At 54.5% G+C, this 24,063-nt stretch carries 20 protein-coding genes; 18 read left to right on the plus strand and 2 right to left on the minus strand.

Features of this window, described 5'->3' with window-relative positions; all coding sequences use genetic code 11:
- Positions 1–84: 84 nt before the first annotated feature.
- Positions 85–1,368: a citrate synthase gene (locus L2Y28_RS06235; protein ID WP_006809584.1), complete on the minus strand. Its 1,284-nt coding sequence runs from the start codon at positions 1,366–1,368 to the stop codon at positions 85–87.
- 639 nt (positions 1,369–2,007) lie between these two features.
- On the opposite strand from L2Y28_RS06235, the gene sdhC reads away from it, so the two are divergent.
- The 8 genes from sdhC to sucD all read left to right on the plus strand — a co-directional run bounded on the left by sdhC (position 2,008) and on the right by sucD (position 11,670).
- Positions 2,008–2,412, plus strand: coding sequence for a succinate dehydrogenase cytochrome b556 subunit (gene sdhC / locus L2Y28_RS06240; RefSeq protein WP_026080740.1), 405 nt, complete (start codon positions 2,008–2,010; stop codon positions 2,410–2,412).
- On the plus strand, positions 2,406–2,753 hold the full coding sequence (gene sdhD / locus L2Y28_RS06245) for a succinate dehydrogenase membrane anchor subunit (protein WP_003858621.1): 348 nt from the start codon (positions 2,406–2,408) through the stop codon (positions 2,751–2,753). The genes sdhC and sdhD overlap by 7 nt, the downstream gene beginning before the upstream one ends.
- Positions 2,753–4,519, plus strand: a complete 1,767-nt coding sequence (sdhA, locus tag L2Y28_RS06250; protein ID WP_003858619.1) for a succinate dehydrogenase flavoprotein subunit — start codon at positions 2,753–2,755, stop codon at positions 4,517–4,519. Before sdhD ends, sdhA begins: the two co-directional genes overlap by 1 nt.
- Positions 4,520–4,534: 15 nt before the next feature.
- Complete coding sequence (locus tag L2Y28_RS06255) at positions 4,535–5,251, plus strand: succinate dehydrogenase iron-sulfur subunit (RefSeq protein ID WP_022647461.1); 717 nt, start codon at positions 4,535–4,537, stop codon at positions 5,249–5,251.
- 238 nt (positions 5,252–5,489) lie between these two features.
- A complete protein-coding gene (sucA, locus tag L2Y28_RS06260) occupies positions 5,490–8,297 on the plus strand; it encodes a 2-oxoglutarate dehydrogenase E1 component (RefSeq protein ID WP_022647462.1) in 2,808 nt (935 codons plus the stop codon).
- Between the two features lie 14 nt (positions 8,298–8,311).
- Positions 8,312–9,538: a 2-oxoglutarate dehydrogenase complex dihydrolipoyllysine-residue succinyltransferase gene (gene odhB, locus L2Y28_RS06265; protein ID WP_022647463.1), complete on the plus strand. Its 1,227-nt coding sequence runs from the start codon at positions 8,312–8,314 to the stop codon at positions 9,536–9,538.
- Between the two features lie 96 nt (positions 9,539–9,634).
- Positions 9,635–10,801, plus strand: a complete 1,167-nt coding sequence (gene sucC / locus L2Y28_RS06270; protein ID WP_022647464.1) for an ADP-forming succinate--CoA ligase subunit beta — start codon at positions 9,635–9,637, stop codon at positions 10,799–10,801.
- Positions 10,801–11,670 carry a succinate--CoA ligase subunit alpha gene (gene sucD, locus L2Y28_RS06275; RefSeq protein ID WP_006809578.1) on the plus strand — a complete coding sequence of 290 codons (870 nt, stop codon included), beginning with the start codon at positions 10,801–10,803 and terminating at the stop codon, positions 11,668–11,670. The genes sucC and sucD overlap by 1 nt, the downstream gene beginning before the upstream one ends.
- 86 nt (positions 11,671–11,756) lie before the next feature.
- Here the strand turns inward: sucD and L2Y28_RS06280 are convergent, their stop codons facing one another.
- Positions 11,757–12,473: a GntR family transcriptional regulator gene (locus L2Y28_RS06280; RefSeq protein ID WP_022647465.1), complete on the minus strand. Its 717-nt coding sequence runs from the start codon at positions 12,471–12,473 to the stop codon at positions 11,757–11,759.
- Positions 12,474–12,644: 171 nt separating this feature from the next.
- On the opposite strand from L2Y28_RS06280, the gene mngA reads away from it, so the two are divergent.
- The 10 genes from mngA to tolA all read left to right on the plus strand — a co-directional run bounded on the left by mngA (position 12,645) and on the right by tolA (position 24,000).
- A complete protein-coding gene (mngA, locus tag L2Y28_RS06285; RefSeq protein WP_022647466.1) occupies positions 12,645–14,561 on the plus strand; it encodes a PTS 2-O-a-mannosyl-D-glycerate transporter subunit IIABC in 1,917 nt (638 codons plus the stop codon).
- Positions 14,562–14,584: 23 nt separating this feature from the next.
- The gene (mngB, locus tag L2Y28_RS06290; RefSeq protein ID WP_022647467.1) at positions 14,585–17,221 is read left to right on the plus strand and encodes a mannosylglycerate hydrolase; all 2,637 of its coding nucleotides are present in this window, start codon (positions 14,585–14,587) and stop codon (positions 17,219–17,221) included.
- Between the two features lie 681 nt (positions 17,222–17,902).
- A complete protein-coding gene (cydA, locus tag L2Y28_RS06295; RefSeq protein ID WP_022647468.1) occupies positions 17,903–19,471 on the plus strand; it encodes a cytochrome ubiquinol oxidase subunit I in 1,569 nt (522 codons plus the stop codon).
- A 15-nt stretch (positions 19,472–19,486) separates the two neighbouring features.
- Complete coding sequence (gene cydB, locus L2Y28_RS06300) at positions 19,487–20,626, plus strand: cytochrome d ubiquinol oxidase subunit II (protein WP_022647469.1); 1,140 nt, start codon at positions 19,487–19,489, stop codon at positions 20,624–20,626.
- Positions 20,627–20,640: 14 nt separating this feature from the next.
- Positions 20,641–20,754, plus strand: a complete 114-nt coding sequence (cydX, locus tag L2Y28_RS06305; protein ID WP_014169181.1) for a cytochrome bd-I oxidase subunit CydX — start codon at positions 20,641–20,643, stop codon at positions 20,752–20,754.
- Positions 20,754–21,044, plus strand: a complete 291-nt coding sequence (gene ybgE, locus L2Y28_RS06310; protein WP_003858596.1) for a cyd operon protein YbgE — start codon at positions 20,754–20,756, stop codon at positions 21,042–21,044. The genes cydX and ybgE overlap by 1 nt, the downstream gene beginning before the upstream one ends.
- A 148-nt stretch (positions 21,045–21,192) precedes the next feature.
- Positions 21,193–21,597: a tol-pal system-associated acyl-CoA thioesterase gene (ybgC, locus tag L2Y28_RS06315; RefSeq protein ID WP_003858593.1), complete on the plus strand. Its 405-nt coding sequence runs from the start codon at positions 21,193–21,195 to the stop codon at positions 21,595–21,597.
- Positions 21,594–22,286, plus strand: coding sequence for a Tol-Pal system protein TolQ (tolQ, locus tag L2Y28_RS06320; protein ID WP_022647470.1), 693 nt, complete (start codon positions 21,594–21,596; stop codon positions 22,284–22,286). The genes ybgC and tolQ overlap by 4 nt, the downstream gene beginning before the upstream one ends.
- A gap of 3 nt (positions 22,287–22,289) precedes the next feature.
- Positions 22,290–22,718 carry a colicin uptake protein TolR gene (tolR, locus tag L2Y28_RS06325; RefSeq protein ID WP_003858589.1) on the plus strand — a complete coding sequence of 143 codons (429 nt, stop codon included), beginning with the start codon at positions 22,290–22,292 and terminating at the stop codon, positions 22,716–22,718.
- Positions 22,719–22,746: 28 nt separating this feature from the next.
- The gene (gene tolA, locus L2Y28_RS06330) at positions 22,747–24,000 is read left to right on the plus strand and encodes a cell envelope integrity protein TolA (protein WP_023299616.1); all 1,254 of its coding nucleotides are present in this window, start codon (positions 22,747–22,749) and stop codon (positions 23,998–24,000) included.
- Positions 24,001–24,063 lie beyond the last annotated feature (63 nt).

Genomic DNA, 24,063 nt, shown 5'->3' on the forward strand with positions numbered 1-24,063 from the left:
AAAAGCCGGGTGGCGGCTACGCCTTACCCGGCCTACATCTCGCACTTGTAGGCCCGGCAAGCGAAGCGCCGCCGGGCGTGTTTTTTAGCGCTTAATATCAGACTTAAAGTCACGCTGCTCGTAGCCGGTATACAGCTGACGAGGACGGGCGATTTTCATGCCTTCGCTGTGCATTTCGTTCCAGTGCGCAATCCAGCCTACGGTACGCGCCATGGCGAAGATCACGGTGAACATGGAAGACGGAATGCCCATCGCTTTCAGAATAATGCCGGAGTAGAAATCGACGTTCGGGTAGAGTTTCTTCTCGATGAAGTACGGGTCGTTCAGCGCGATGTGTTCCAGCTCCATCGCCACTTCCAGCAGATCATCTTTGGTGCCCAGCTCTTTCAGCACTTCGTGGCAGGTCTCACGCATGACGGTCGCGCGAGGGTCGTAGTTTTTGTAAACACGATGACCGAAGCCCATCAGACGGAAGGAGTCATTCTTGTCTTTCGCGCGGCGCACGAACTCAGGAATATGCTCAACGGAGCTGATCTCCTCCAGCATCTTCAGTGCTGCTTCGTTCGCGCCGCCGTGCGCCGGTCCCCACAGGGAGGCGATACCCGCAGCGATACAGGCGAACGGGTTCGCGCCGGAAGAGCCTGCGGTACGGACGGTAGAGGTCGAGGCGTTCTGTTCGTGGTCAGCGTGCAGGATCAGAATACGGTCCATCGCGCGTTCCAGCACCGGGTTCACTTCATACTCTTCACACGGCGTGGAGAACATCATGCGCAGGAAGTTACCTGCGTAGGAGAGGTCGTTGCGTGGATACACAAACGGCTGACCAATAGAGTATTTGTAACACATCGCCGCCATGGTAGGCATTTTGGACAGCAGACGGAACGCCGCGATATCACGGTGACGTGGGTTATTCACGTCCAGAGAATCGTGGTAGAACGCCGCCAGCGCACCGGTAATACCGCACATGACCGCCATCGGATGAGAGTCACGACGGAACGCATGGAACAGACGGGTAATCTGCTCATGGATCATGGTGTGACGGGTCACGGTGGTTTTAAATTCATCGTACTGGGCCTGCGTCGGTTTTTCGCCGTTCAGCAGGATGTAGCACACTTCCAGATAGTTGGATTCGGTGGCTAACTGATCGATGGGGAAGCCGCGATGGAGCAGGATACCTTCGTCACCGTCAATGTAGGTGATTTTGGATTCGCAAGATGCGGTGGAGGTGAATCCAGGGTCAAAGGTGAATACCCCTTTGGAACCCAGCGTACGGATATCAATAACATCCTGACCGAGCGTGCCTTTTAGCACATCCAGTTCAATAGCATCATCACCATTTAGGGTGAGTTTTGCCTTTGTATCAGCCATTTACGGTCTCCTTAGCGCCTTATGCTTAAGACTGCGCTTTACCGGATTTGCTTTCAGCTGTTAATCATCGTTACCAGATTGTTATTTGGCTTACCGCTCAGCTCACGAGGAGAAACCAGGGTACAGAGCTATGGCGCCTTGCAGGTAAACGAATGAAATATCAGTGAAACAACAGCAAATCAGCGTTTTTGCAGTCCGAATTATTCAAACCTGTATATCACTAATAACTGTCCTGATAACTTCGGTCAATACCATCACACTGTTACATAACTATTTGTCAGGTGAAAGAGAGACCTCATAACTTTTGCGCATTATATGCCTTTTCTGATGACGTTTGTAACAATATTGTTTAACATTTGTCAAATCAGATGATTAAAAATTAAAAAGATGTTGTTATCGTGACCCCGATCACTGTTCCAGAGAAAACCCAACAAACTGTATGTAGGTTAATTGTAATGATTTTGTGAACGGCCTATACTGCCGCCAGGTCTCCGGAACACCCTGCAATCCCGAGCCACCCAGCGTTGTAACGTGTCGTTTTAGCATTTGGAAGCAATGTTTTGCATGACGCGCAGTTATAGAAAAGGAACGCTGTCTGACCCGCATCGCAGTCCGGAGGAAGGAAACAATAAGAACAGCATGTGGGCGTTATTCATGATAAGAAATGTGAAAAAACAAAGACCTGTCAATCTGGATCTCAAAACGATCCGATTCCCTGTAACAGCAATAGCGTCCATTCTGCACCGTGTTTCTGGTGTGATTACGTTTGTGGCGGTTGGTATCTTGCTGTGGTTACTGGGAACCAGCCTCTCATCTCCTGAAGGATTCCTCCAGGCCTCAGCCATCATGAACAGCTTCTTCGTGAAATTTATCATGTGGGGCATTCTGACCGCGCTGGCCTATCACGTGGTTGGCGGCGTTCGCCATATGCTGATGGACTTTGGCTACCTGGAAGAGACGTTCGAGGCCGGTAAACGTACCGCTAACATTTCATTTGTGATCACTGTCGTGCTTTCACTTCTCGCAGGAGTTCTCGTATGGTAAGCAACGCCTCCGCATTAGGACGCAACGGCGTACATGACTTCATCCTGGTCCGCGCTACCGCCATCGTCCTCACGCTCTACATCATCTATATGATCGGTTTCTTCGCCACTAGCGGCACACTGACGTGGGAAATCTGGAGTGGTTTCTTCGGATCGGCCTTCACCAAAGTGTTCACCCTGCTGGCCCTGTTCTCCATCCTTATTCATGCCTGGATTGGCATGTGGCAGGTGTTGACCGATTACGTTAAACCGCTGGCGATTCGCCTTCCGCTGCAACTGATTATTGTTGTTGCTCTGCTGGTTTACGTCATTTATGGATTTGTTGTGGTGTGGGGTGTGTAATGAAACTGCCAGTCAGAGAATTTGATGCTGTTGTGATTGGTGCGGGTGGCGCAGGTATGCGCGCCGCACTGCAAATTTCCCAGAGCGGCCAGACCTGTGCGCTGCTCTCTAAAGTATTCCCGACCCGTTCCCACACTGTGTCTGCGCAGGGCGGTATCACCGTTGCGCTGGGTAATTCCCATGAAGATAACTGGGAATGGCACATGTACGATACGGTAAAAGGTTCCGACTACATCGGCGACCAGGATGCCATCGAATATATGTGTAAAACCGGCCCGGAAGCGATTCTGGAGCTGGACCACATGGGTCTGCCTTTCTCCCGTCTGGAAAATGGCACCATCTATCAGCGTCCGTTTGGCGGCCAGTCGAAAAACTTCGGCGGCGAACAGGCGGCACGTACCGCAGCAGCGGCTGACCGTACCGGTCACGCTTTGCTGCACACCCTTTATCAGCAAAACCTGAAAAACCACACCACCATCTTCTCCGAGTGGTATGCGTTGGATCTGGTGAAAAACGCCGATGGCGCGGTGGTGGGTTGTACCGCACTGTGCATTGAAACCGGTGAAGTGGTCTATTTCAAAGCGCGCGCAACCGTGCTGGCCACCGGCGGCGCAGGCCGTATCTATCAGTCCACTACCAACGCCCACATCAACACCGGTGACGGCGTTGGGATGGCTATCCGCGCTGGCGTGCCGGTGCAGGACATGGAGATGTGGCAGTTCCACCCAACCGGTATCGCCGGTGCGGGCGTGCTGGTGACAGAAGGCTGCCGTGGTGAAGGTGGCTATCTGCTGAACAAACATGGCGAGCGCTTTATGGAGCGTTATGCCCCGAATGCGAAAGACCTGGCGGGCCGTGACGTGGTGGCGCGTTCCATCATGATCGAAATCCGTGAAGGCCGCGGCTGCGACGGCCCTTGGGGCCCGCACGCGAAGCTGAAACTCGACCATCTGGGTAAAGAAGTGCTGGAATCCCGTCTGCCGGGCATTCTGGAACTGTCCCGCACCTTCGCCCACGTCGACCCGGTAAAAGAGCCGATTCCGGTTATCCCAACCTGTCACTACATGATGGGCGGTATTCCGACCAAAGTGACCGGTCAGGCGCTGACCGTGAACGAGCAGGGTGAAGACGTGGTTATCCCTGGTCTGTTCGCGGTAGGCGAAATTGCCTGCGTATCCGTGCACGGCGCAAACCGTCTGGGCGGCAACTCCCTGCTGGACCTGGTGGTATTTGGCCGTGCGGTGGGGCTGCATCTCCAGGAATCTATTGCCGAGCAGGGCGCGTTGCGTGATGCGACCGACGACGAAATTGATGCCTCTCTTGAGCGCCTCAACCGCTGGAACGGCAACCGTAACGGCGAAGATCCGGTGGAAATCCGTAAAGCGCTGCAAGAGTGTATGCAGCACAACTTCTCGGTATTCCGTGAAGGTGACGCGATGGCCAAAGGGCTGGAGCAGCTGAAAGCGATCCGCGAGCGTCTGAAGAATGCCCGTCTGGACGATACCTCGAGCGAGTTCAACACCCAGCGCGTTGAGTGCCTGGAGCTGGATAACCTGATGGAAACCGCGTTCGCGACCGCGATGTCGGCAAACTTCCGTACCGAAAGCCGTGGCGCCCATAGCCGCTTCGACTTCCCGGATCGTGATGACGAAAACTGGCTGTGCCATTCCCTGTATCTGCCAGAGTCGGAAACCATGACGCGTCGTAGCGTTAACATGGAACCGAAACTGCGTCCGGCGTTCCCGCCGAAGATTCGTACTTACTAATGCGGAGACAGGATAATGAAACTCGAATTCTCAGTTTATCGTTATAACCCGGATGTAGACGATGCTCCGCGTATGCAGGATTACACCCTCGAAGCGGAAGAAGGTCGTGACATGATGCTGCTGGATGCTTTAATCCAGCTGAAAGAAAAAGATCCTACGCTGTCGTTCCGCCGCTCCTGCCGTGAAGGGGTATGTGGCTCTGACGGTGTAAACATGAACGGCAAAAACGGTCTGGCCTGTATCACGCCAATTTCAGCGCTACAGCGTGCAGGCCAGAAAATTGTCATCCGTCCTCTGCCTGGCCTGCCGGTCGTGCGTGATTTGGTGGTGGACATGGGGCAATTCTATGCACAATATGAGAAGATTAAGCCTTACTTATTGAATAATGGGCAAAATCCACCCGCTCGCGAGCACTTACAGTCGCCTGAGCAGCGTGAAAAGCTCGATGGGTTGTACGAGTGTATTCTCTGTGCATGCTGTTCAACGTCATGCCCGTCATTCTGGTGGAACCCGGATAAATTTATCGGCCCTGCGGGTCTGCTGGCTGCCTATCGCTTCCTGATCGACAGCCGCGATACCGAAACCGAGAATCGTCTGGAAGGGTTAAGTGACGCTTTCAGCGTATTCCGCTGCCATAGCATCATGAACTGCGTCAGTGTGTGTCCTAAGGGGCTGAACCCGACGCGCGCCATCGGCCATATTAAGTCGATGTTGTTGCAGCGCAGTGCGTAAGTAACAACGCCGGATGGCGCTGCGCTTATCCGGCCTACGTAACAGTAGGCCCGGTAAGCGTAGCGCCACCGGGCAAATTGCAGAAACCTTTAAAAACTGCCCTGAAGTTTAGACAGTTTCTAAAGGTTCCTTCGCGGGCCAAATGAAAAGAGCTCGCAGGTGAACCCCGGCACGTACACGTGGTGTGCGTGGTAGTTTCTACGGCGAAAGTAAGCATAAAAATGCTTAAGGGATCACGATGCAGAACGGCGCAATGAAAGCCTGGCTGGACTCTTCTTACCTCTCTGGTTCAAACCAGAGCTGGATAGAACAGCTCTATGAAGACTTCTTAACCGATCCTGACTCAGTGGACGCAAACTGGCGTTCCATGTTCCAGCAGTTGCCTGGTACAGGGGTCAAACCGGATCAATTCCATTCAAAAACACGTGATTATTTCCGTCGTCTGGCGAAGGATGCCTCACGTTACTCTTCTGCGATTTCCGACCCTGACACCAATGCGAAGCAGGTAAAAGTCCTGCAGCTTATCAACGCTTATCGCTTCCGTGGTCACCAGCATGCGAATCTCGATCCGCTGGGACTGTGGCAGCAGGAACGTGTAGCGGATCTCGATCCGGCTTATCACGATCTGACCGAGGCCGATTTCCAGGAAAGCTTTAACGTAGGTTCCTTTGCCATCGGCAAAGACACGATGAAGCTGGGCGATCTGATTGATGCGCTCAAGCAAACCTACTGCGGCTCCATCGGCGCGGAATATATGCACATTACCTCCACCGAAGAGAAACGCTGGATCCAGCAGCGTATCGAATCCGTGGCGGGTCACGCGAATTTCTCAGCAGACGAGAAAAAACGTTTCCTGAGCGAACTGACGGCAGCCGAAGGCCTTGAGCGCTATCTGGGCGCGAAATTCCCGGGCGCAAAACGCTTCTCACTGGAGGGCGGCGATGCGTTAGTCCCGATGCTGAAAGAGCTGATTCGTCATGCCGGTAAGAGCGGCACGCGCGAAGTGGTGCTGGGCATGGCGCACCGTGGCCGTCTGAACGTGCTGGTTAACGTGCTGGGTAAAAAACCGCAGGATCTGTTCGACGAATTTGCGGGTAAACATAAAGAGCACCTCGGCACCGGTGACGTGAAGTATCACATGGGCTTCTCGTCGGATATCGAAACCGAGGGCGGTCAGGTTCACCTGGCGCTGGCGTTTAACCCGTCGCACCTGGAAATCGTCAGCCCGGTGGTTATCGGTTCCGTGCGTGCGCGTCTGGATCGTCTGGACGAGCCGAGCAGCAATAAAGTGCTGCCAATCACCATTCACGGTGATGCGGCAGTCACAGGGCAGGGCGTGGTTCAGGAAACCCTGAACATGTCGAAAGCGCGTGGTTATGAAGTGGGCGGTACCGTTCGCATCGTAATCAACAACCAGGTGGGCTTCACCACCTCTAACCCGCTGGATGCGCGTTCTACCCCGTACTGCACCGACATCGGTAAAATGGTTCAGGCGCCAATCTTCCACGTAAACGCGGATGACCCGGAAGCCGTTGCTTTCGTTACCCGTCTGGCGCTGGACTTCCGTAACACCTTTAAGCGCGACGTGTTCATTGACCTCTTCTGCTACCGCCGTCACGGCCACAACGAAGCGGATGAGCCAAGTGCAACCCAGCCGCTGATGTACCAGAAAATCAAAAAACACCCGACGCCGCGTAAAATCTATGCTGACAAGCTGGAAAGCGAAAAAGTGGCGACGCTGGAAGATGCGACCGAAATGGTCAATCTTTATCGCGACGCGCTGGACGCGGGTGAATGCGTGGTCAAAGAGCTGCGCCCAATGAACATGCACTCCTTTACCTGGTCGCCGTACCTCAACCACGAGTGGGACGAGAGCTACCCGAACAAGGTTGAGATGAAGCGTTTGCAGGAGCTGGCTAAACGCATCAGCACCGTGCCGGAAGCGATCGAGATGCAATCCCGCGTGGCCAAGATCTATGGCGACCGCCAGGCCATGGCGGCGGGTGAGAAGCTGTTCGACTGGGGCGGCGCGGAAACGCTGGCCTATGCGACGCTGGTTGACGAAGGTATTCCGGTTCGTCTGTCCGGTGAAGATGCGGGTCGTGGCACCTTCTTCCACCGTCATGCGGTTGTTCACAACCAGTCTAACGGTTCAACCTATACTCCGCTTCAGCACGTGCATAACGGTCAGGGCCAGTTCAAGGTCTGGGACTCCGTGCTGTCAGAAGAAGCGGTTCTGGCCTTCGAATACGGCTACGCCACCGCAGAACCCCGCACCCTGACTATCTGGGAAGCGCAGTTCGGTGACTTCGCCAACGGTGCGCAGGTCGTCATCGACCAGTTCATCTCCTCCGGTGAGCAGAAGTGGGGCCGTATGTGTGGTCTGGTGATGTTGCTGCCGCACGGCTATGAAGGACAAGGGCCGGAGCACTCCTCCGCGCGTCTGGAGCGTTATCTGCAACTCTGCGCCGAGCAGAACATGCAGGTCTGCGTGCCGTCCACCCCGGCTCAGGTGTACCACATGTTGCGTCGTCAGGCGCTGCGCGGTATGCGTCGTCCGCTGGTGGTCATGTCGCCAAAATCCCTGCTGCGTCATCCGCTGGCGGTTTCGAGCCTGGATGAACTGGCTAACGGCACCTTCCTGCCAGCCATCGGTGAAATTGACGAGCTGGATCCGCAGGCCGTTAAGCGTGTCGTAATGTGTTCTGGTAAGGTTTATTACGACCTGCTGGAACAGCGCCGTAAGAACGATCAGAAAGATGTCGCCATCGTGCGTATCGAGCAGCTTTATCCGTTCCCGCATCAGGCGATGCAGGAAGTGCTGAAACAGTACGCTCACGTTCATGATTTTGTCTGGTGCCAGGAAGAGCCGCTCAACCAGGGCGCATGGTATTGCAGCCAGCATCATTTCCGTGAAGTGATTCCATTTGGGTCTGCCCTGCGTTATGCAGGTCGCCCGGCCTCCGCCTCTCCGGCGGTAGGGTATATGTCCGTTCACCAGAAGCAGCAACAAGATCTGGTCAATGACGCGCTGAACGTCGATTAATTAAAGGATACATAATGAGTAGCGTAGATATTCTTGTTCCCGACCTGCCTGAGTCCGTAGCAGATGCAACCGTCGCCACCTGGCACAAAAAACCAGGCGACGCGGTAACCCGTGACGAAGTGCTGGTAGAAATCGAAACTGACAAAGTGGTACTGGAAGTACCGGCTTCAGCGGATGGCATTCTGGATGCAGTCCTGGAAGACGAAGGTACGACCGTGACTTCTCGCCAGATCCTGGGTCGCCTGCGTGAAGGCAACAGCGCGGGCAAAGAGTCCAGCGCGAAATCTGAAGAGAAAGCGTCTACCCCAGCCCAGCGCCAGCAGGCGTCTCTGGAAGAGCAAACCAATGACGCGCTCAGCCCGGCGATCCGTCGCCTGCTGGCTGAGCACAGCCTCGATCCGGCATCCATCAAAGGTACCGGCGTGGGTGGCCGTCTGACTCGCGAAGATATCGACAAGCATCTGGCAAAAGCGCCTTCAGAGGCGAAAGCGGAAGCGAAAGCCCCTGCGGCAGCACCAGCGGCACAGCCAGCTCTGGGCGCACGTAGCGAAAAACGCGTGCCGATGACCCGCCTGCGCAAGCGCGTGGCCGAGCGTCTGCTGGAAGCGAAAAACTCCACCGCGATGCTGACCACCTTCAACGAAGTCAACATGAAGCCAATCATGGACCTGCGCAAGCAGTACGGTGACGCGTTTGAAAAACGTCACGGTATCCGTCTGGGCTTCATGTCCTTCTACGTGAAAGCGGTAGTTGAAGCGCTGAAACGCTACCCGGAAGTGAACGCGTCTATCGATGGCGATGACGTGGTTTACCACAACTACTTCGACGTCAGCATGGCGGTTTCTACCCCACGCGGCCTGGTCACCCCGGTTCTGCGTGATGTGGACACCCTGGGTATGGCTGACATTGAGAAGAAAATCAAAGAGCTGGCCGTGAAAGGCCGCGACGGCAAACTGACCGTTGAAGACCTGACCGGCGGTAACTTCACCATTACCAACGGTGGCGTGTTCGGCTCGCTGATGTCTACCCCGATCATCAACCCGCCGCAGAGCGCGATCCTGGGTATGCACGCCATTAAAGATCGTCCAATGGCGGTAGACGGTAAAGTTGAGATCCTGCCGATGATGTACCTGGCGCTCTCATACGATCACCGCCTGATCGACGGCCGCGAGTCCGTAGGCTTCCTGGTTGCCATTAAAGAGCTGCTGGAAGATCCAACGCGTCTGCTGCTGGACGTTTAGTAACTATTTAGCATCACCTGCCCTGTAGGCCGGATAAGCGTAGCGCCGGTCTACAGGTTTGAAGATAACGATTACCCTGAAGGATGGATAGAACACATGAACTTACATGAATATCAGGCCAAACAGCTGTTTGCCAGGTCAGGCTTACCGGCTCCGGTGGGTTATGCCTGTACTACCCCGCGTGAAGCAGAAGAAGCCGCATCTAAAATCGGTTCCGGCCCGTGGGTAGTTAAATGTCAGGTTCACGCTGGTGGCCGTGGTAAAGCGGGCGGTGTGAAGGTTGTTAAGAGCAAAGAAGAGATCCGTGCGTTTGCTGAACATTGGCTCGGCAAGCGTCTGGTAACCTACCAGACAGATGCGAATGGCCAGCCGGTCAACCAGATCCTGGTTGAAGCGGCAACCGACATCGCGAAAGAATTGTACCTCGGCGCAGTCGTAGACCGTAGCTCCCGTCGCGTGGTGTTCATGGCATCTACCGAAGGCGGCGTGGAAATCGAAAAAGTGGCGGAAGAGACCCCGCACCTGATCCACAAAGTGGCAATCGATCCGCTGGCGGGCCCAATGCCTTACCAGGGACGTGAGCTGGCGTTCAAACTGGGTCTGGAAGGCAAGCTGGTTCAGCAGTTCACCAAGATCTTCATGGGGCTGGCGACCATCTTCCTGGAGCGCGATCTGGCGCTGATCGAGATCAACCCGCTGGTGATCACCACCCAGGGCGACCTGATCTGCCTCGACGGCAAGCTGGGCGCTGACGGCAACGCGCTGTTCCGCCAGGCGGATCTGCGCGAAATGCGCGACCAGTCTCAGGAAGATCCGCGTGAAGCGCAGGCTGCCCAGTGGGAGCTGAACTACGTGGCGCTGGATGGCAACATCGGCTGCATGGTTAACGGTGCGGGCCTGGCAATGGGCACCATGGACATCGTTAAGCTGCACGGCGGTGAGCCAGCGAACTTCCTCGACGTGGGCGGTGGCGCAACCAAAGAGCGCGTAACCGAAGCGTTCAAAATCATTCTCTCTGACAGCAACGTAAAAGCGGTTCTGGTGAACATCTTCGGCGGTATCGTACGTTGCGACCTGATCGCCGACGGTATCATCGGCGCGGTAGGAGAAGTGGGCGTTAACGTTCCGGTTGTTGTACGTCTGGAAGGGAATAACGCTGAACTCGGCGCGAAAAAACTGGCTGACAGCGGCCTGAATATTATTGCAGCGAAAAGTCTGACGGATGCAGCTCAGCAGGTTGTTGCCGCAGTGGAGGGGAAATAATGTCCGTTTTAATTAATAAAGATACCAAGGTTATCTGCCAGGGCTTCACCGGTAGCCAGGGGACTTTCCACTCCGAACAGGCGATTGCCTACGGTACGCAGATGGTTGGCGGCGTAACACCAGGTAAAGGCGGCACCACGCACCTGGGCCTGCCGGTGTTCAACACCGTGCGTGAAGCAGTAGAAGCGACGGGCGCAACCGCGACCGTGATCTACGTTCCAGCGCCGTTCTGTAAAGACTCTATTCTGGAAGCGATCGACGCAGGCATTAAGCTGATCATCACCATCACCGAAGGTATCCCGACGCTGGATATGCTGACCGTGAAGGTGAAGCTGGACGAAGCAGGCGTGCGCATGATCGGTCCGAACTGCCCAGGCGTTATCACCCCGGGCGAATGCAAAATCGGCATCATGCCGGGCCACATTCACAAACCGGGCAAAGTGGGCATCGTGTCCCGTTCCGGTACCCTGACCTATGAAGCGGTTAAGCAGACCACCGATTACGGCTTCGGCCAGTCCACCTGCGTGGGCATCGGCGGTGACCCGATCCCAGGCTCTAACTTCATCGACATCCTGAAGCTGTTCCAGGAAGATCCACAGACCGAAGCGATCGTGATGATCGGTGAGATCGGTGGTAGCGCGGAAGAAGAAGCGGCTGCTTACATCAAAGATCATGTGACCAAGCCGGTGGTGGGTTATATCGCGGGTGTGACCGCGCCGAAAGGCAAACGTATGGGTCACGCGGGTGCGATTATCGCTGGCGGTAAAGGTACGGCTGATGAGAAATTCGCAGCACTGGAAGCCGCAGGCGTGAAAACCGTTCGCAGCCTGGCGGATATCGGTGAAGCACTGAAATCCATCATTAAGTAAGTCCTCTCTGCTCTCCGAATGGGGCGCGTTGAAGTATAAAAAAATGTCCGTTTCGACATGGTTGGCCGCTGTAAAGCGGCCTTTTTTTATTGCCTGCGTTTAGCCACCAGAGTGAATTTATAGTCGTCGGTATTAAACACGTTGCGACTGTATTCAAATACCCGGCCGTCTTTCAGGAAGCCGCGGGAAACTTTTTCAAGAATTGGTTTTGCCGGATCGAGCGCCAGGGCGGCAATCGCCTCGTCCGATGGCATGACTGGCACCAGCTCCTGCTCGCTGCGATCGATAACCAGCTTTTTGACCTGCTCAATGTAATGGTATTTCGACTGTTCCATCACTTCCCAGGTGAGGTCGGGGAACATCGCCAGCGGCATCCATGTCTCTTCCAGATTCACCGGCTTTTCCCTGATGAAGCGTACGCGCTTGACGTGCCAGACCTTATCATCCGGATTGAGCGCCAGTTTTGCCGCGAGCCGCTCATCGGCTTTCACCACTTCGAAGACGCTGACGTCGCTGTGCGTATCAACGTTGCGATCCGCCAGTTTTTCGTAAAAGCCGGTAAGCTGATAAATATCGTAATTCACCCGCTCCTCTTTTACATACGAGCCGCTGCCCTGAATGCTTTCGATGATCTGCTCGTCGGCGAGCAGCTTCAAAGCCTGCCGCACGGTGACACGGCTAACGTTAAATGCCTCCTGAAGGCTGGATTCCGTCGGCAGCGCGTCTCCGGGTTTTAATTCCCCGGCGTTAATCTTCTCGCGGAACGCATCGGCGATCTGCCGGTACATCGGTTTATTGCCCATTGTGTTACGCCTTTTTAATACCTTTTTAGGGGAATTATGCCTTCAGTGACTGATTTGTAAATAATACAAATCAAATACAAATATCGTTGTTAGTGAAAATGATCACATAAATGTATTATCCAGTCTGCCACAATCCTCCCCAGACAATAACTTTGGATAGGTGAGGATCTTATGAACCTGACGACTCTGACCGACCCCCGTGCTGTCTGCGTGCAGGCGCAGTTTACCAGCCGTGATGAGGCAATCCGTCAGCTTGCGACGCGGCTGGTAGCGTTGGGCAAAATAGCCGACGCCGATACGTTTCTGGCAGAGGTTTTCCATCGCGAATCGCTTGGCCCGACGGCGCTGGGCGAGGGGCTGGCCGTACCCCATGGTAAATCAGCGGCAGTAAAGGAAGCGGCTTTTGCCGTGGCAACACTGCGCGAGCCGCTGGCCTGGGAAGGCGTGGACGGACCGGAGGAGGTCGAGCTGATTTTTTTGCTCGCCATTCCTCCCGCACAAGCGGGATCAACGCATATTCAGGTGCTGACGGAACTGACGTCCCGCCTGGCGGATGACGATCTCAGGGCGCACGTGATGACGGCGACCAGCGCGGAAGAGGTGCTTGCTGCGCTGGAAACGACGCCTGACGCGCAAGAAACCGCCGTCGCAGAGAATGCCCCGACGATCGTCTGCGTTACCGCCTGTCCGGCCGGGATCGCCCATACCTACATGGCAGCGGAATATCTCGAAAAAGCGGGACGTAAGCTCGGCGTCAATGTAGTGGTCGAAAAGCAGGGGGCAAACGGTATTGAGGGGCGCATCACCGCGCAGCATTTGCAGGAGGCAAAAGCGTGTATCTTCGCGGCGGAAGTGGCGATCAAAGAGCGTGAGCGTTTTCAGGGGATCCCCGCCATTTCCGTGCCCGTCGCGGAACCCTTGCGCCATGCGGAAGCGCTCATTGAGCGTGCGCTGGCGCTACAGCCTGTATCCGATGCGCGTCCTGCGCATGTCGACTCGGACGCGAAAAAGTCCGTTAAAACCGAACTCAAGCAAGCGCTGCTCAGCGGTATCTCCTTTGCGGTGCCGCTGATTGTCGCTGGCGGCACGGTGCTGGCCGTGTCGGTACTGCTGGCGCAAATCCTTGGCTTGCAGCACCTGTTCGATCAGGAAAACTCGTGGCTGTGGATGTACCGTAAACTGGGCGGTGGGATGCTCGGCATTCTGATGGTCCCTGTTCTGGCGGCCTATACCGCTTACTCGCTGGCGGATAAACCTGCGCTTACGCCGGGCTTTGCGGCGGGTCTTGCCGCCAATATGATCGGCTCCGGCTTTCTGGGGGCCATCGTCGGCGGGCTGATTGCGGGCTACCTGATGCGCTGGGTGAAAAACCACATCCGGCTGAGTAGCCGCTACAACGGCTTTCTAACCTTTTATCTCTATCCGGTGATTGGCGTACTGGGCGCAGGCAGCCTGATGCTGTTTGTGATCGGCGAACCGGTGGCCTGGATCAATAACGCCCTGACCGCCTGGCTTAATGGTCTCTCCGGTGCGAACGCGCTGCTGCTGGGGGCGATCCTGGGCTTTATGTGCTCGTTCGATCTGGGCGGTCCGGTCAACAAAGCCTCTTACGCGTTCTGTCTGGGCGCGATGGCCAACGGCGTATACGGGCCTTATGCGATCTTCGCCTCCGTCAAAATGGTTTCGGCTTTTACCGTGACGGCATCAACGATGCTGGCTCCGAATCTGTTTAAACAGTTCGAAATTGAGACCGGCAAATCCACCTGGCTGCTGGGGCTGGCGGGCATCACCGAAGGGGCAATTCCGATGGCTATCGAGGATCCGTTGCGAGTCATCGGCTCATTTGTTCTGGGGTCAATGGCGACCGGAGCGATTGTCGGAGCGATGGGGATTGGGCTCTCCACCCCGGGCGCGGGCATTTTCTCTCTCTTCTTACTGCATGATGCCGGGCTGGGCGGCGTGATAGCCGCTGCCGGCTGGTTTGGCGCCGCGCTGGTGGGCGCCGCAATCTCTACGCTCATTTTACTGCTCTGGCGACGCCAGGCCGTGAAGAGCGGTACCTACGTGACTGAAGACATACCAACCTAAACACGCACTGACAGGAAACGAAGATGAAAGCTGTATCTCGCGTTCATATCACGCCACATATGCACTGGGACCGAGAGTGGTACTTCACCACCGAAGCGTCACGTATTCTTCTGGTCAATAATATGGAAGAGATCCTCACCCGTCTTGAGCAGGACGCAGAGTATAAATACTACGTTCTCGACGGCCAGACGGCGGTGCTGGAAGATTATTTTGCCGTGAAACCGGAAAACAGGCCACGCGTGAAGGCGTTGGTGGCGGCCGGGAAGCTGATTATCGGGCCGTGGTATACCCAGACGGACACCACCCTTGTCTCCGGCGAGTCGATTGTGCGCAATCTGATGTACGGCATGCGCGACTGTCTGGCCTTTGGCGAGCCGATGAAAATTGGCTATCTGCCGGACTCCTTCGGCATGTCTTCCCAGCTGCCACACATTTACAACGGTTTTGGCATCACGCGCACCATGTTCTGGCGCGGGTGTTCCGAGCGGCACGGTACCGATAAAACCGAATTTCTCTGGCAAAGCCAGGACGGCAGCGAAGTGACGGCACAGGTACTGCCGCTGGGCTACGCGATTGGTAAGTACTTACCGGAGGATGAAGCCGGACTGCGCAAACGGCTCGACAACTACTTCGAGGTGCTCGAAAAAGCCTCCGTGACGAAAGAAATTTTGCTGCCTAACGGCCATGATCAGATGCCGCTCCAGCAGAACATATTTGCGGTGATGGATAAGCTGCGCAAAATCTACCCGCAGCGTCAGTTTGTGATGAGCCGCTTCGAGGAGGTGTTTGACCATATCGATGCGCACCGCGATGAACTGGCGACGCTGAAAGGGGAATTTATTGACGGTAAATATATGCGGGTGCACCGGACGATCGGCTCCACGCGGATGGACATCAAAATCGCCCACGCCCGGATAGAGAATAAAATCGTCAACGTCCTCGAGCCGCTGGCTACGCTTGCCTGGACGCTGGGCTTTGACTATCACCACGGCTTGCTGGAAAAAATGTGGAAAGAGATCCTCAAGAATCACGCCCACGACAGTATCGGCTGCTGCTGCAGCGATAAAGTGCATCGCGAGGTGATGTCACGCTTTGAGCTGGCGGAAGACATGGCCGATAACCTGACGTGCTTCTATATGCGCAAGATTGTCGACAACATGCCGCAGAGCGAGGAAGACAAACTGGTGATGTTTAACCTCACGCCCTGGCCGCGTGAGGAAGTGATCAACACCACGATACGTCTGCGCGCCAGCCAGTTCCGCCTGTTGGACGAAAAGGGAAATGAAATCCCTTATTATCTCCGCAGCGCGCGTGAGATAGACCCCGGGCTGATTGACCGGCAGATAGTGCATTACGGCAACTACGATCCCTTCATGGAGTTTGACATCCAGCTCAAACAGATCCTGCCATCTATGGGTTACCGCATGCTCTATATCGAGCCGCACGTGGCCGGCAAACTGCAGACGCCAGATAAATCGCCGGAGGCGTTACTGGAAAATGCTTTCTGGGAAGTAACGTTAAACGAGGACGGTACTTTGCGTCTGCTCGATAAAGCGTCCGGGCTTATCTATGACCGCGCGCTGGAAATTGAAGAGAGCTCGGATGATGGCGATGAGTACGACTACTCGCCTTCACGGGAAGAGTGGAGACTCTCTTCCGCGCAGGGCGAACATGAGGTTGAGGTGATCCACGAGGCCTGGCAGAGCAGGGCGGTGATCCGCCATCGAATGGCGGTGCCAGCGGATCTCGCTGAACGTTCTGCGCGTCAGCAGACGGGAACGCTTGAGGCAGAACTCACGGTCACGCTCAGCCATAACAGCCGACGTATCGACGTCGAGGCACGTCTCGGAAATCACGCGGATGACCACCGTGTGCGGGTGCTGATCCCGACACCATTCACCACAGAGACGGTCTTAGCCGATACCCAGTTTGGTTCGCTGACGCGCCCTGTACAGGATGAAGCGATGGCAGACTGGCAGGAGGAGGGATGGAAGGAAGCGCCGCTGCCGGTGTGGAATCTGCTCAACTACGCGGTGCTCCAGGAACGGCGTAACGGGATGGCGCTATTTACCGAAGGGTTGCGCGAATTTGAAGTAACAGGTGAGCGTCAAAACACGTTTGCCCTGACGTTGCTTCGCGGCGTCGGGTTGCTTGGGAAGGAAGACTTACTTCTGCGCCCTGGCAGACCGTCCGGGATCAAAATGCCGGTGCCTGATTCGCAGATGCGGGGCCAGTTAACCTGTCGCTTTAGCCTGTTCAGTTTTAATGGTACGCCCGTCAGTGCTGGCGTTGCGCAGCAGGCGAAGTCGTGGTTAACGCCAGTGCACTGTTATAACAAAATTCCGTGGGATGCGATGAAGCTTAACCGTGCCTCTTTCACCACACCCTGTAGCTATAGCCTGCTAACGCTGGCGCCTAACGGATGTGTACTCAGTGCGCTGAAAAAAGCGGAGGATCGTGACGAGATGATTCTTCGTCTGTACAACCCTTCGGAGACCCGCTCCTGTGACGTGGCTTTGTCTGTGAACCGTAAGGTCCAGGCCTGTTGCGAAACGGACATGAATGAGGTGTGCAAAGCGCAAGGGGAGGAGGGCTCAGCCATTACGGGGCCTTTCCGGCCAGGCCAGTCACGGACCTTCAGCATAAAAATTGAAAGGTAATCTCAAGAACAATATCAAGGCCGCATCCCCTGCGGCCTTTATTTCATCAAATAGTCACCAAAGGGTGTTAATTTTAAGATTAGCGAAGGTGAATGAAATGTAATCTTTTAGGCGGGTAGTAAAGCGAAAGAAAAATACTGTGAAGCGGATAACATTATATGTTTCTCTCCCTGCAAAAAGGTCTTTTTTCACACGCGTTAATAAAAATCACAACTGTTTATATTATCTTCTGGCTTTTATAACCATTAATGCCTTTAAATATACATGTTATTAACAAGGTTTTTACTATCCATATCACAAAGAAACATCATTAACAGTACCGGCTGTTTTTGATTTAAATCAATGTTTAATCCTTGGAAAAAGGCTCCAAAAGGCGTTAAATTGTTCCCGATCAAAATGGCCGAAAAGTGGTAATTTTGCTATAAATTGATCGCCGTCGAAAAACGTAAATCTGTTCGAATAAAAACCTGTTTATTGTAAGGGTTTTGCAGCGTATTATATTTACGGGATCAATTTGGTTTTTTCTTAACGTATTTGTAACCTTTCATCATTGCTTTTTCCTCCTGTAGAGAATAAGCAACGAAGAAGGGAAGCAGATAACTTTGTATTGGGGCATGCGTGTGGATCCTTATCTAACGGGGTTCACTCTCGGAGTCTTCATGCGATGAGCAAGGAGTCATAATGTTAGACGTAGTCGAACTGTCGCGCTTACAGTTTGCCTTGACCGCGATGTACCACTTCCTTTTTGTGCCGCTGACGCTCGGTATGGCGTTCCTGCTGGCCATCATGGAAACGGTTTACGTCCTCTCCGGCAAACAGATTTATAAAGATATGACCAAGTTCTGGGGCAAGTTGTTTGGTATCAACTTTGCGCTGGGCGTGGCAACCGGTCTGACCATGGAGTTCCAGTTCGGGACAAACTGGTCTTACTATTCCCACTATGTAGGGGATATTTTCGGTGCGCCGCTGGCCATTGAAGGTCTGATGGCCTTCTTCCTCGAATCCACCTTTGTAGGTCTGTTCTTCTTCGGTTGGGACCGTCTGGGTAAAGTCCAGCATATGGCGGTAACCTGGCTGGTGGCATTAGGCTCCAACTTGTCCGCACTGTGGATCCTGGTGGCGAACGGCTGGATGCAAAACCCAATCGCATCTGATTTCAACTTCGAAACCATGCGTATGGAGATGGTCAGCTTCGCTGAGCTAGTCCTGAACCCGGTTGCCCAGGTTAAATTCGTGCACACCGTGGCGTCTGGCTATGTGTGCGGCGCGATGTTCGTGCTGGGCATCAGCTCCTACTATATGCTGCGCGGCCGTGACTTCGCGTTCGCCAAGCGTTCTTTCGCTATCGCAGCAAGCTTCGGTATGGCCGCGATTCTGTCCGTTATTGTTCTGGGTGATGAATCCGGTTACGAAATGGGTGACGTGCAGAAAACCAAACTCGCCGCAATTGAAGCTGAATGGGAAACCCAGCCGGCACCGGCAGCGTTTACCCTGTTCGGCGTGCCTGACCAGGAAGCGCAGGAAAACCGCTTCGCCATTCAAATTCCTTACGCTCTGGGTATTATCGCCACGCGCTCCGTCGACAAACAGGTGACTGGCCTGAAAGATCTGATGGTGCAGCATGAAGAGCGTATCCGTAACGGGATGAAAGCCTACTCGCTGCTGGAACAGCTGCGCGCCGGCTCTACCGACCAGGCCATTCGCGATCAATTTAACGACGTGAAGAAAGACCTCGGTTACGGTCTGCTGCTGAAACGCTATACCCCGAACGTCTCCGACGCGACGGAAGCGCAGATTCAGATGGCAACCAAAGACTCTATTCCACGCGTTGCGCCGCTGTACTTCGCGTTCCGCATCATGGTGGGTTGCGGCATTATCATGCTGCTGATCATCGCGGCCTCGTTCTGGTCAGTCATTCGTAACCGTATCGGTGAGAAAAAATGGCTGCTGCGCACCGCGCTGTACGGTATCCCACTGCCATGGATTGCTATCGAGTCCGGCTGGTTTGTTGCGGAATATGGCCGTCAGCCATGGGCGATCGGTGAGGTGCTGCCAACAGCGGTAGCGAACTCCTCCCTGACCGCAGGCGACCTGATCTTCTCCATGCTGCTGATTTGCGGTCTGTACACCCTGTTCCTGGTGGCTGAACTGTTCCTGATGTTCAAGTTCGCGCGCCTTGGCCCAAGCAGCCTGAAAACCGGTCGCTATCACTACGAGCAGTCTGTTACGACTACTCAGCCGGCACGCTAAGACAGGAGTCATCAAATGATCGATTATGAAGTATTGCGTTTTATCTGGTGGCTGTTGATCGGCGTTCTGCTGATTGGTTTTGCGGTCACCGATGGTTTCGATATGGGCGTGGGCATGCTCACCCGTTTCCTCGGTCGTAATGACACCGAGCGTCGAATCATGATCAACTCCATCGCCCCGCACTGGGACGGTAACCAGGTGTGGCTGATCACCGCAGGCGGCGCGCTGTTCGCTGCCTGGCCGATGGTTTACGCGGCTGCGTTCTCCGGCTTCTATGTGGCGATGATTCTGGTGCTGGCCTCTTTATTCTTCCGTCCGGTAGGTTTTGACTACCGCTCCAAGATTGAAGACACCCGCTGGCGTAACATGTGGGACTGGGGCATCTTCATTGGTAGCTTCGTTCCACCGCTGGTCATTGGTGTGGCGTTCGGTAACCTGTTACAGGGCGTACCGTTCCACGTCGACGAATATATGCGTCTGTTCTACACCGGTAACTTCTTCCAACTGCTGAATCCGTTTGGTCTGCTGGCTGGCGTGGTGAGCGTGGCGATGATCATCACCCAGGGCGCAACCTATCTCCAGATGCGTACCGTGGGTGAACTGCACCTGCGTTCCCGTGCGACCGCTCAGGTGGCGGCGCTGGTGACGCTGGTCTGCTTCGCGCTGGCAGGCGTGTGGGTCGTGTACGGTATTGATGGCTACGTGGTGACCTCCGCCATTAACCATACCGCACCGTCTAACCCGTTGACCAAAGAGGTGGCGCGTCAGGCTGGCGCATGGCTGGTGAACTTCAACAATATGCCTGCGCTGTGGGCTATCCCTGCTCTGGGTGTGCTGCTGCCACTGCTGACAGTGTTAATGTCTCGTCTGGAGAAAGGCGCTATGGCGTTCGTGTTCTCTTCCCTGACGCTGGCGTGCATTATCCTGACGGCAGGTATTGCTATGTTCCCATTCGTGATGCCATCCAGCACCATGATGAATGCTAGCCTGACCATGTGGGATGCAACGTCCAGCCAGTTGACGTTGAACCTGATGACGTACGTTGCTTGCGTGTTCGTGCCGATTATCCTGCTCTACACCGCCTGGTGTTACTGGAAAATGTTCGGTCGCATCACTAAAGAACATATCGAAAGCAACACCCACTCTATGTATTAAGTAAGGAGCTGAATATGTGGTATTTCGCATGGATTTTAGGGACGCTTCTTGCCTGTGCATTTGGTGTCATCACTGCCCTGGCGCTTGAGCATGTAGAAGCGTCTAAAGCAGGTGAAGATAAGCACTAATGAATATTATCGCAACGTTATATGCGGTAATGGACAAGCGCCCCCTGCGGGCGCTTTCCCTCATTATGGCATTACTGCTGGCGGGCTGTATCTTCTGGGACCCGTCGCGCTTCGCGGCTAAAACCAGCGAGCTTGAGATCTGGCACGGCTTCCTGATTATGTGGGCGGTGTGTGCAGGTGTGATTCACGGTGTCGGCTTTCGTCCGAAAGCGCTTCACTGGCAGGGCATCTTCTGCCCGCTGATTGCCGATCTGGTTCTTCTCGCCGGTTTGATTTTCTTCTTCTTCTGAATAAGAAATGTCCGTTAATGATATGGGCTTACCCGAGCCCATAAAAATTTACTCTCCGTTTACTTTCCCCCATTCCAAACCATCATTCCCGCGCGTATAGTAGCGAAGTTTGAAAGCTCCAACTTTTCTTGTATTACCGGGATGTAAAGTGAATACAACGCTGTTTCGATGGCCGGTACGTGTCTATTACGAAGATACCGATGCCGGTGGTGTGGTCTACCACGCCAGCTACGTTGCTTTTTATGAACGGGCACGCACAGAGATGCTGCGCCATCATCACTTTAGTCAACAGGTGCTGTTGGCTGAGCGAGTTGCCTTCGTGGTACGCAAGATGACGCTTGAGTATTTTGCGCCTGCCAGACTCGACGATATGCTCGAAGTCCAAACAGAAATTACATCAATGCGCGGAACTTCACTGGTTTTCACGCAGCGGATAGTCAATGCAGAGAACACGGTACTGAACTCAGCTGAAGTCCTGATTGTCTGTGTTGATCCAACCATAATGAAGCCTCGTGCGCTTCCTAAGTCTATTGTCGCGGAGTTTAAGCAGTGACTGACATGAATATCCTTGATTTGTTCCTGAAGGCAAGCCTTCTGGTTAAACTTATCATGTTGATTTTGATTGGTTTTTCAATCGCATCCTGGGCCATCATCATCCAGAGAACGCGTATCCTCAATGCCGCTGGCCGCGAAGCCGAAGCGTTTGAAGATAAGTTCTGGTCGGGTATAGAGCTTTCTCGTCTCTATCAGGAAAGCCAGGGACGCCGTGATAACCTTTCAGGCTCCGAACAAATTTTTTATAGTGGTTTCAAAGAGTTCGCTCGCTTACACCGTGCTAACAACCATGCGCCGGAAGCCGTGGTAGAAGGTGCGTCGCGTGCGATGCGCATTTCCATGAATCGCGAACTGGAAAATCTTGAAACGCATATTCCTTTCCTCGGTACCGTTGGCTCCATCAGCCCGTATATCGGCCTGTTTGGTACGGTGTGGGGGATCATGCACGCCTTTATCGCCCTGGGGGCGGTGAAGCAGGCAACCTTGCAGATGGTGGCACCGGGTATCGCAGAAGCACTGATCGCGACCGCAATCGGTCTGTTCGCGGCAATTCCGGCGGTAATGGCGTACAACCGTCTGAACCAGCGCGTGAATAAACTGGAACTGAACTACGACAACTTTATGGAAGAGTTCACCGCGATTCTGCATCGTCAGGCGTTTACCAGCACCGAGAGCAACAAGGGGTAAACCATGGCCAGATCGCGTGGACGAGGTCGTCGCGAGCTCAAGTCCGAAATCAATATCGTTCCGTTACTGGACGTGCTGCTGGTGCTGCTGCTGATCTTTATGGCGACAGCCCCCATCATCACCCAGAGCGTAGAAGTTGATCTGCCGGATGCGACAGAATCACAGGCGGTAAGCACCAATGACGATCCTCCGGTCATCATTGAGGTTTCCGGCGTAGGGCAGTACAGCGTGGTGGTCGAGAAAGATCGTATGGATCAGCTTCCGCCCGAGCAGGTTATTGCTGAAGCGCAACGACGCCTGGAGTCAAATCCGAAGACGGTCTTCTTAATCGGTGGTGCGAAAGACGTACCATATGATGAAATTATCAAAGCGCTGAACTTGCTACATAGCGCGGGCGTTAAGTCAGTTGGCTTAATGACTCAGCCTATTTGATCATCTGCGTAGTTTTTGGGAACCGATAGTGTCAAAGGCAACCGAACAGAACGACAAGCTTAAGCGAGCGATAATCGTCTCCGCAGTGCTGCACGTGATTCTTTTTGCAGCGCTGATCTGGAGTTCGTTCGATGAGCACATTGATGCATCGGGCGGTGGTGGAGGCTCATCCATCGACGCCGTCATGGTAGATCCCGGTGCGGTAGTGCAGAACTATAATCGTCAGCAACAGCAGCAGGCGAGCGCAAAACGCGCTGAAGAGCAGCGTGAAAAACAGGCGCAACAGCAGGCGGAAGAGCTGCGTGAAAAGCAGGCCGCCGAGCAGGAACGTTTGAAGCAGCTTGAGAAAGAGCGTTTGCAGGCGCAGGAAGCCGCGAAAGAGCAGGCGGAGCAGCAGAAACAGGCTGAAGCCGCAGCGAAGAAAGCGCAGGAACAGCAGAAGCAGGCGGAGGAGGCGGCAGCCAAAGCCGCAGCAGACGCTAAGGCGCAGGCAGATGCTCAGGCGAAAGTAGCCGCAGAAGCAGCGAAAAAAGCCGCTGCTGACGCGCAGAAGAAGGCCGAAGCAGAAGCCGCGAAGAAAGCCGCTGCTGATGCGAAGAAGAAAGCGGAAGCCGAAGCCGCGAAAAAAGCCGCTGCTGACGCACAGAAGAAAGCCGAAGCAGAAGCCGCGAAGAAAGCCGCCCAGGAAGCAGAGAAAAAAGCGGCCGCCGAAGCGGCGAAGAAAGCGGCTGCCGCTGAGAAAGCTGCGGCAGAAAAAGCCGCCGCTGCGGAAAAAGCCGCTGCTGATAAAAAAGCTGCAGCTGAGAAAGCCGCTGCCGATAAGAAAGCAGCAGCCGAAAAAGCCGCTGCTAAAAAGGCCGCTGCCGCTGAGAAAGCTGCCGCAGCCGCAGGAGTTGACGATCTGCTGGGCGACCTGAGTTCCGGTAAGAATGCACCGAAAACGGGCGGTGGGGCGAAAGGAAATGGACAGCCGTCAAAAGACAGCGGTACCTCCGGAGCCAACGGTGGGGCAACAGGTGCAGATATCAGTGCTTATGCCAAACAGATCCAGGTTGCGATTCAGAGCCGACTCTTTGATGCAGGCCTGTATCAGGGCAAGCAATGCGTACTGCACATCAATCTTGCGCCAGACGGCAGGTTGAAAAGCGTGACGTCTGAAGGGGGCGATCCTGCGCTCTGTCAGGCTGCGCTGGCCGCAGCCAGATCGGCGAACATTCCTAAACCGCCTAGCGAGGCTGTTTATGAAAGGATAAAAGATGCCAAACTGGACTTTAAGCTGTAATCAACTCTTCTAACGGAAGTATGAAAAACAGTCTATGGTCGTAAACAGGATAAGTAGTTTTGT

The sequence above is a fragment of the Enterobacter sp. JH25 genome (assembly GCF_021725435.1).
In the GTDB taxonomy this organism is placed as follows: Bacteria; Pseudomonadota; Gammaproteobacteria; order Enterobacterales; family Enterobacteriaceae; genus Enterobacter; species Enterobacter intestinihominis.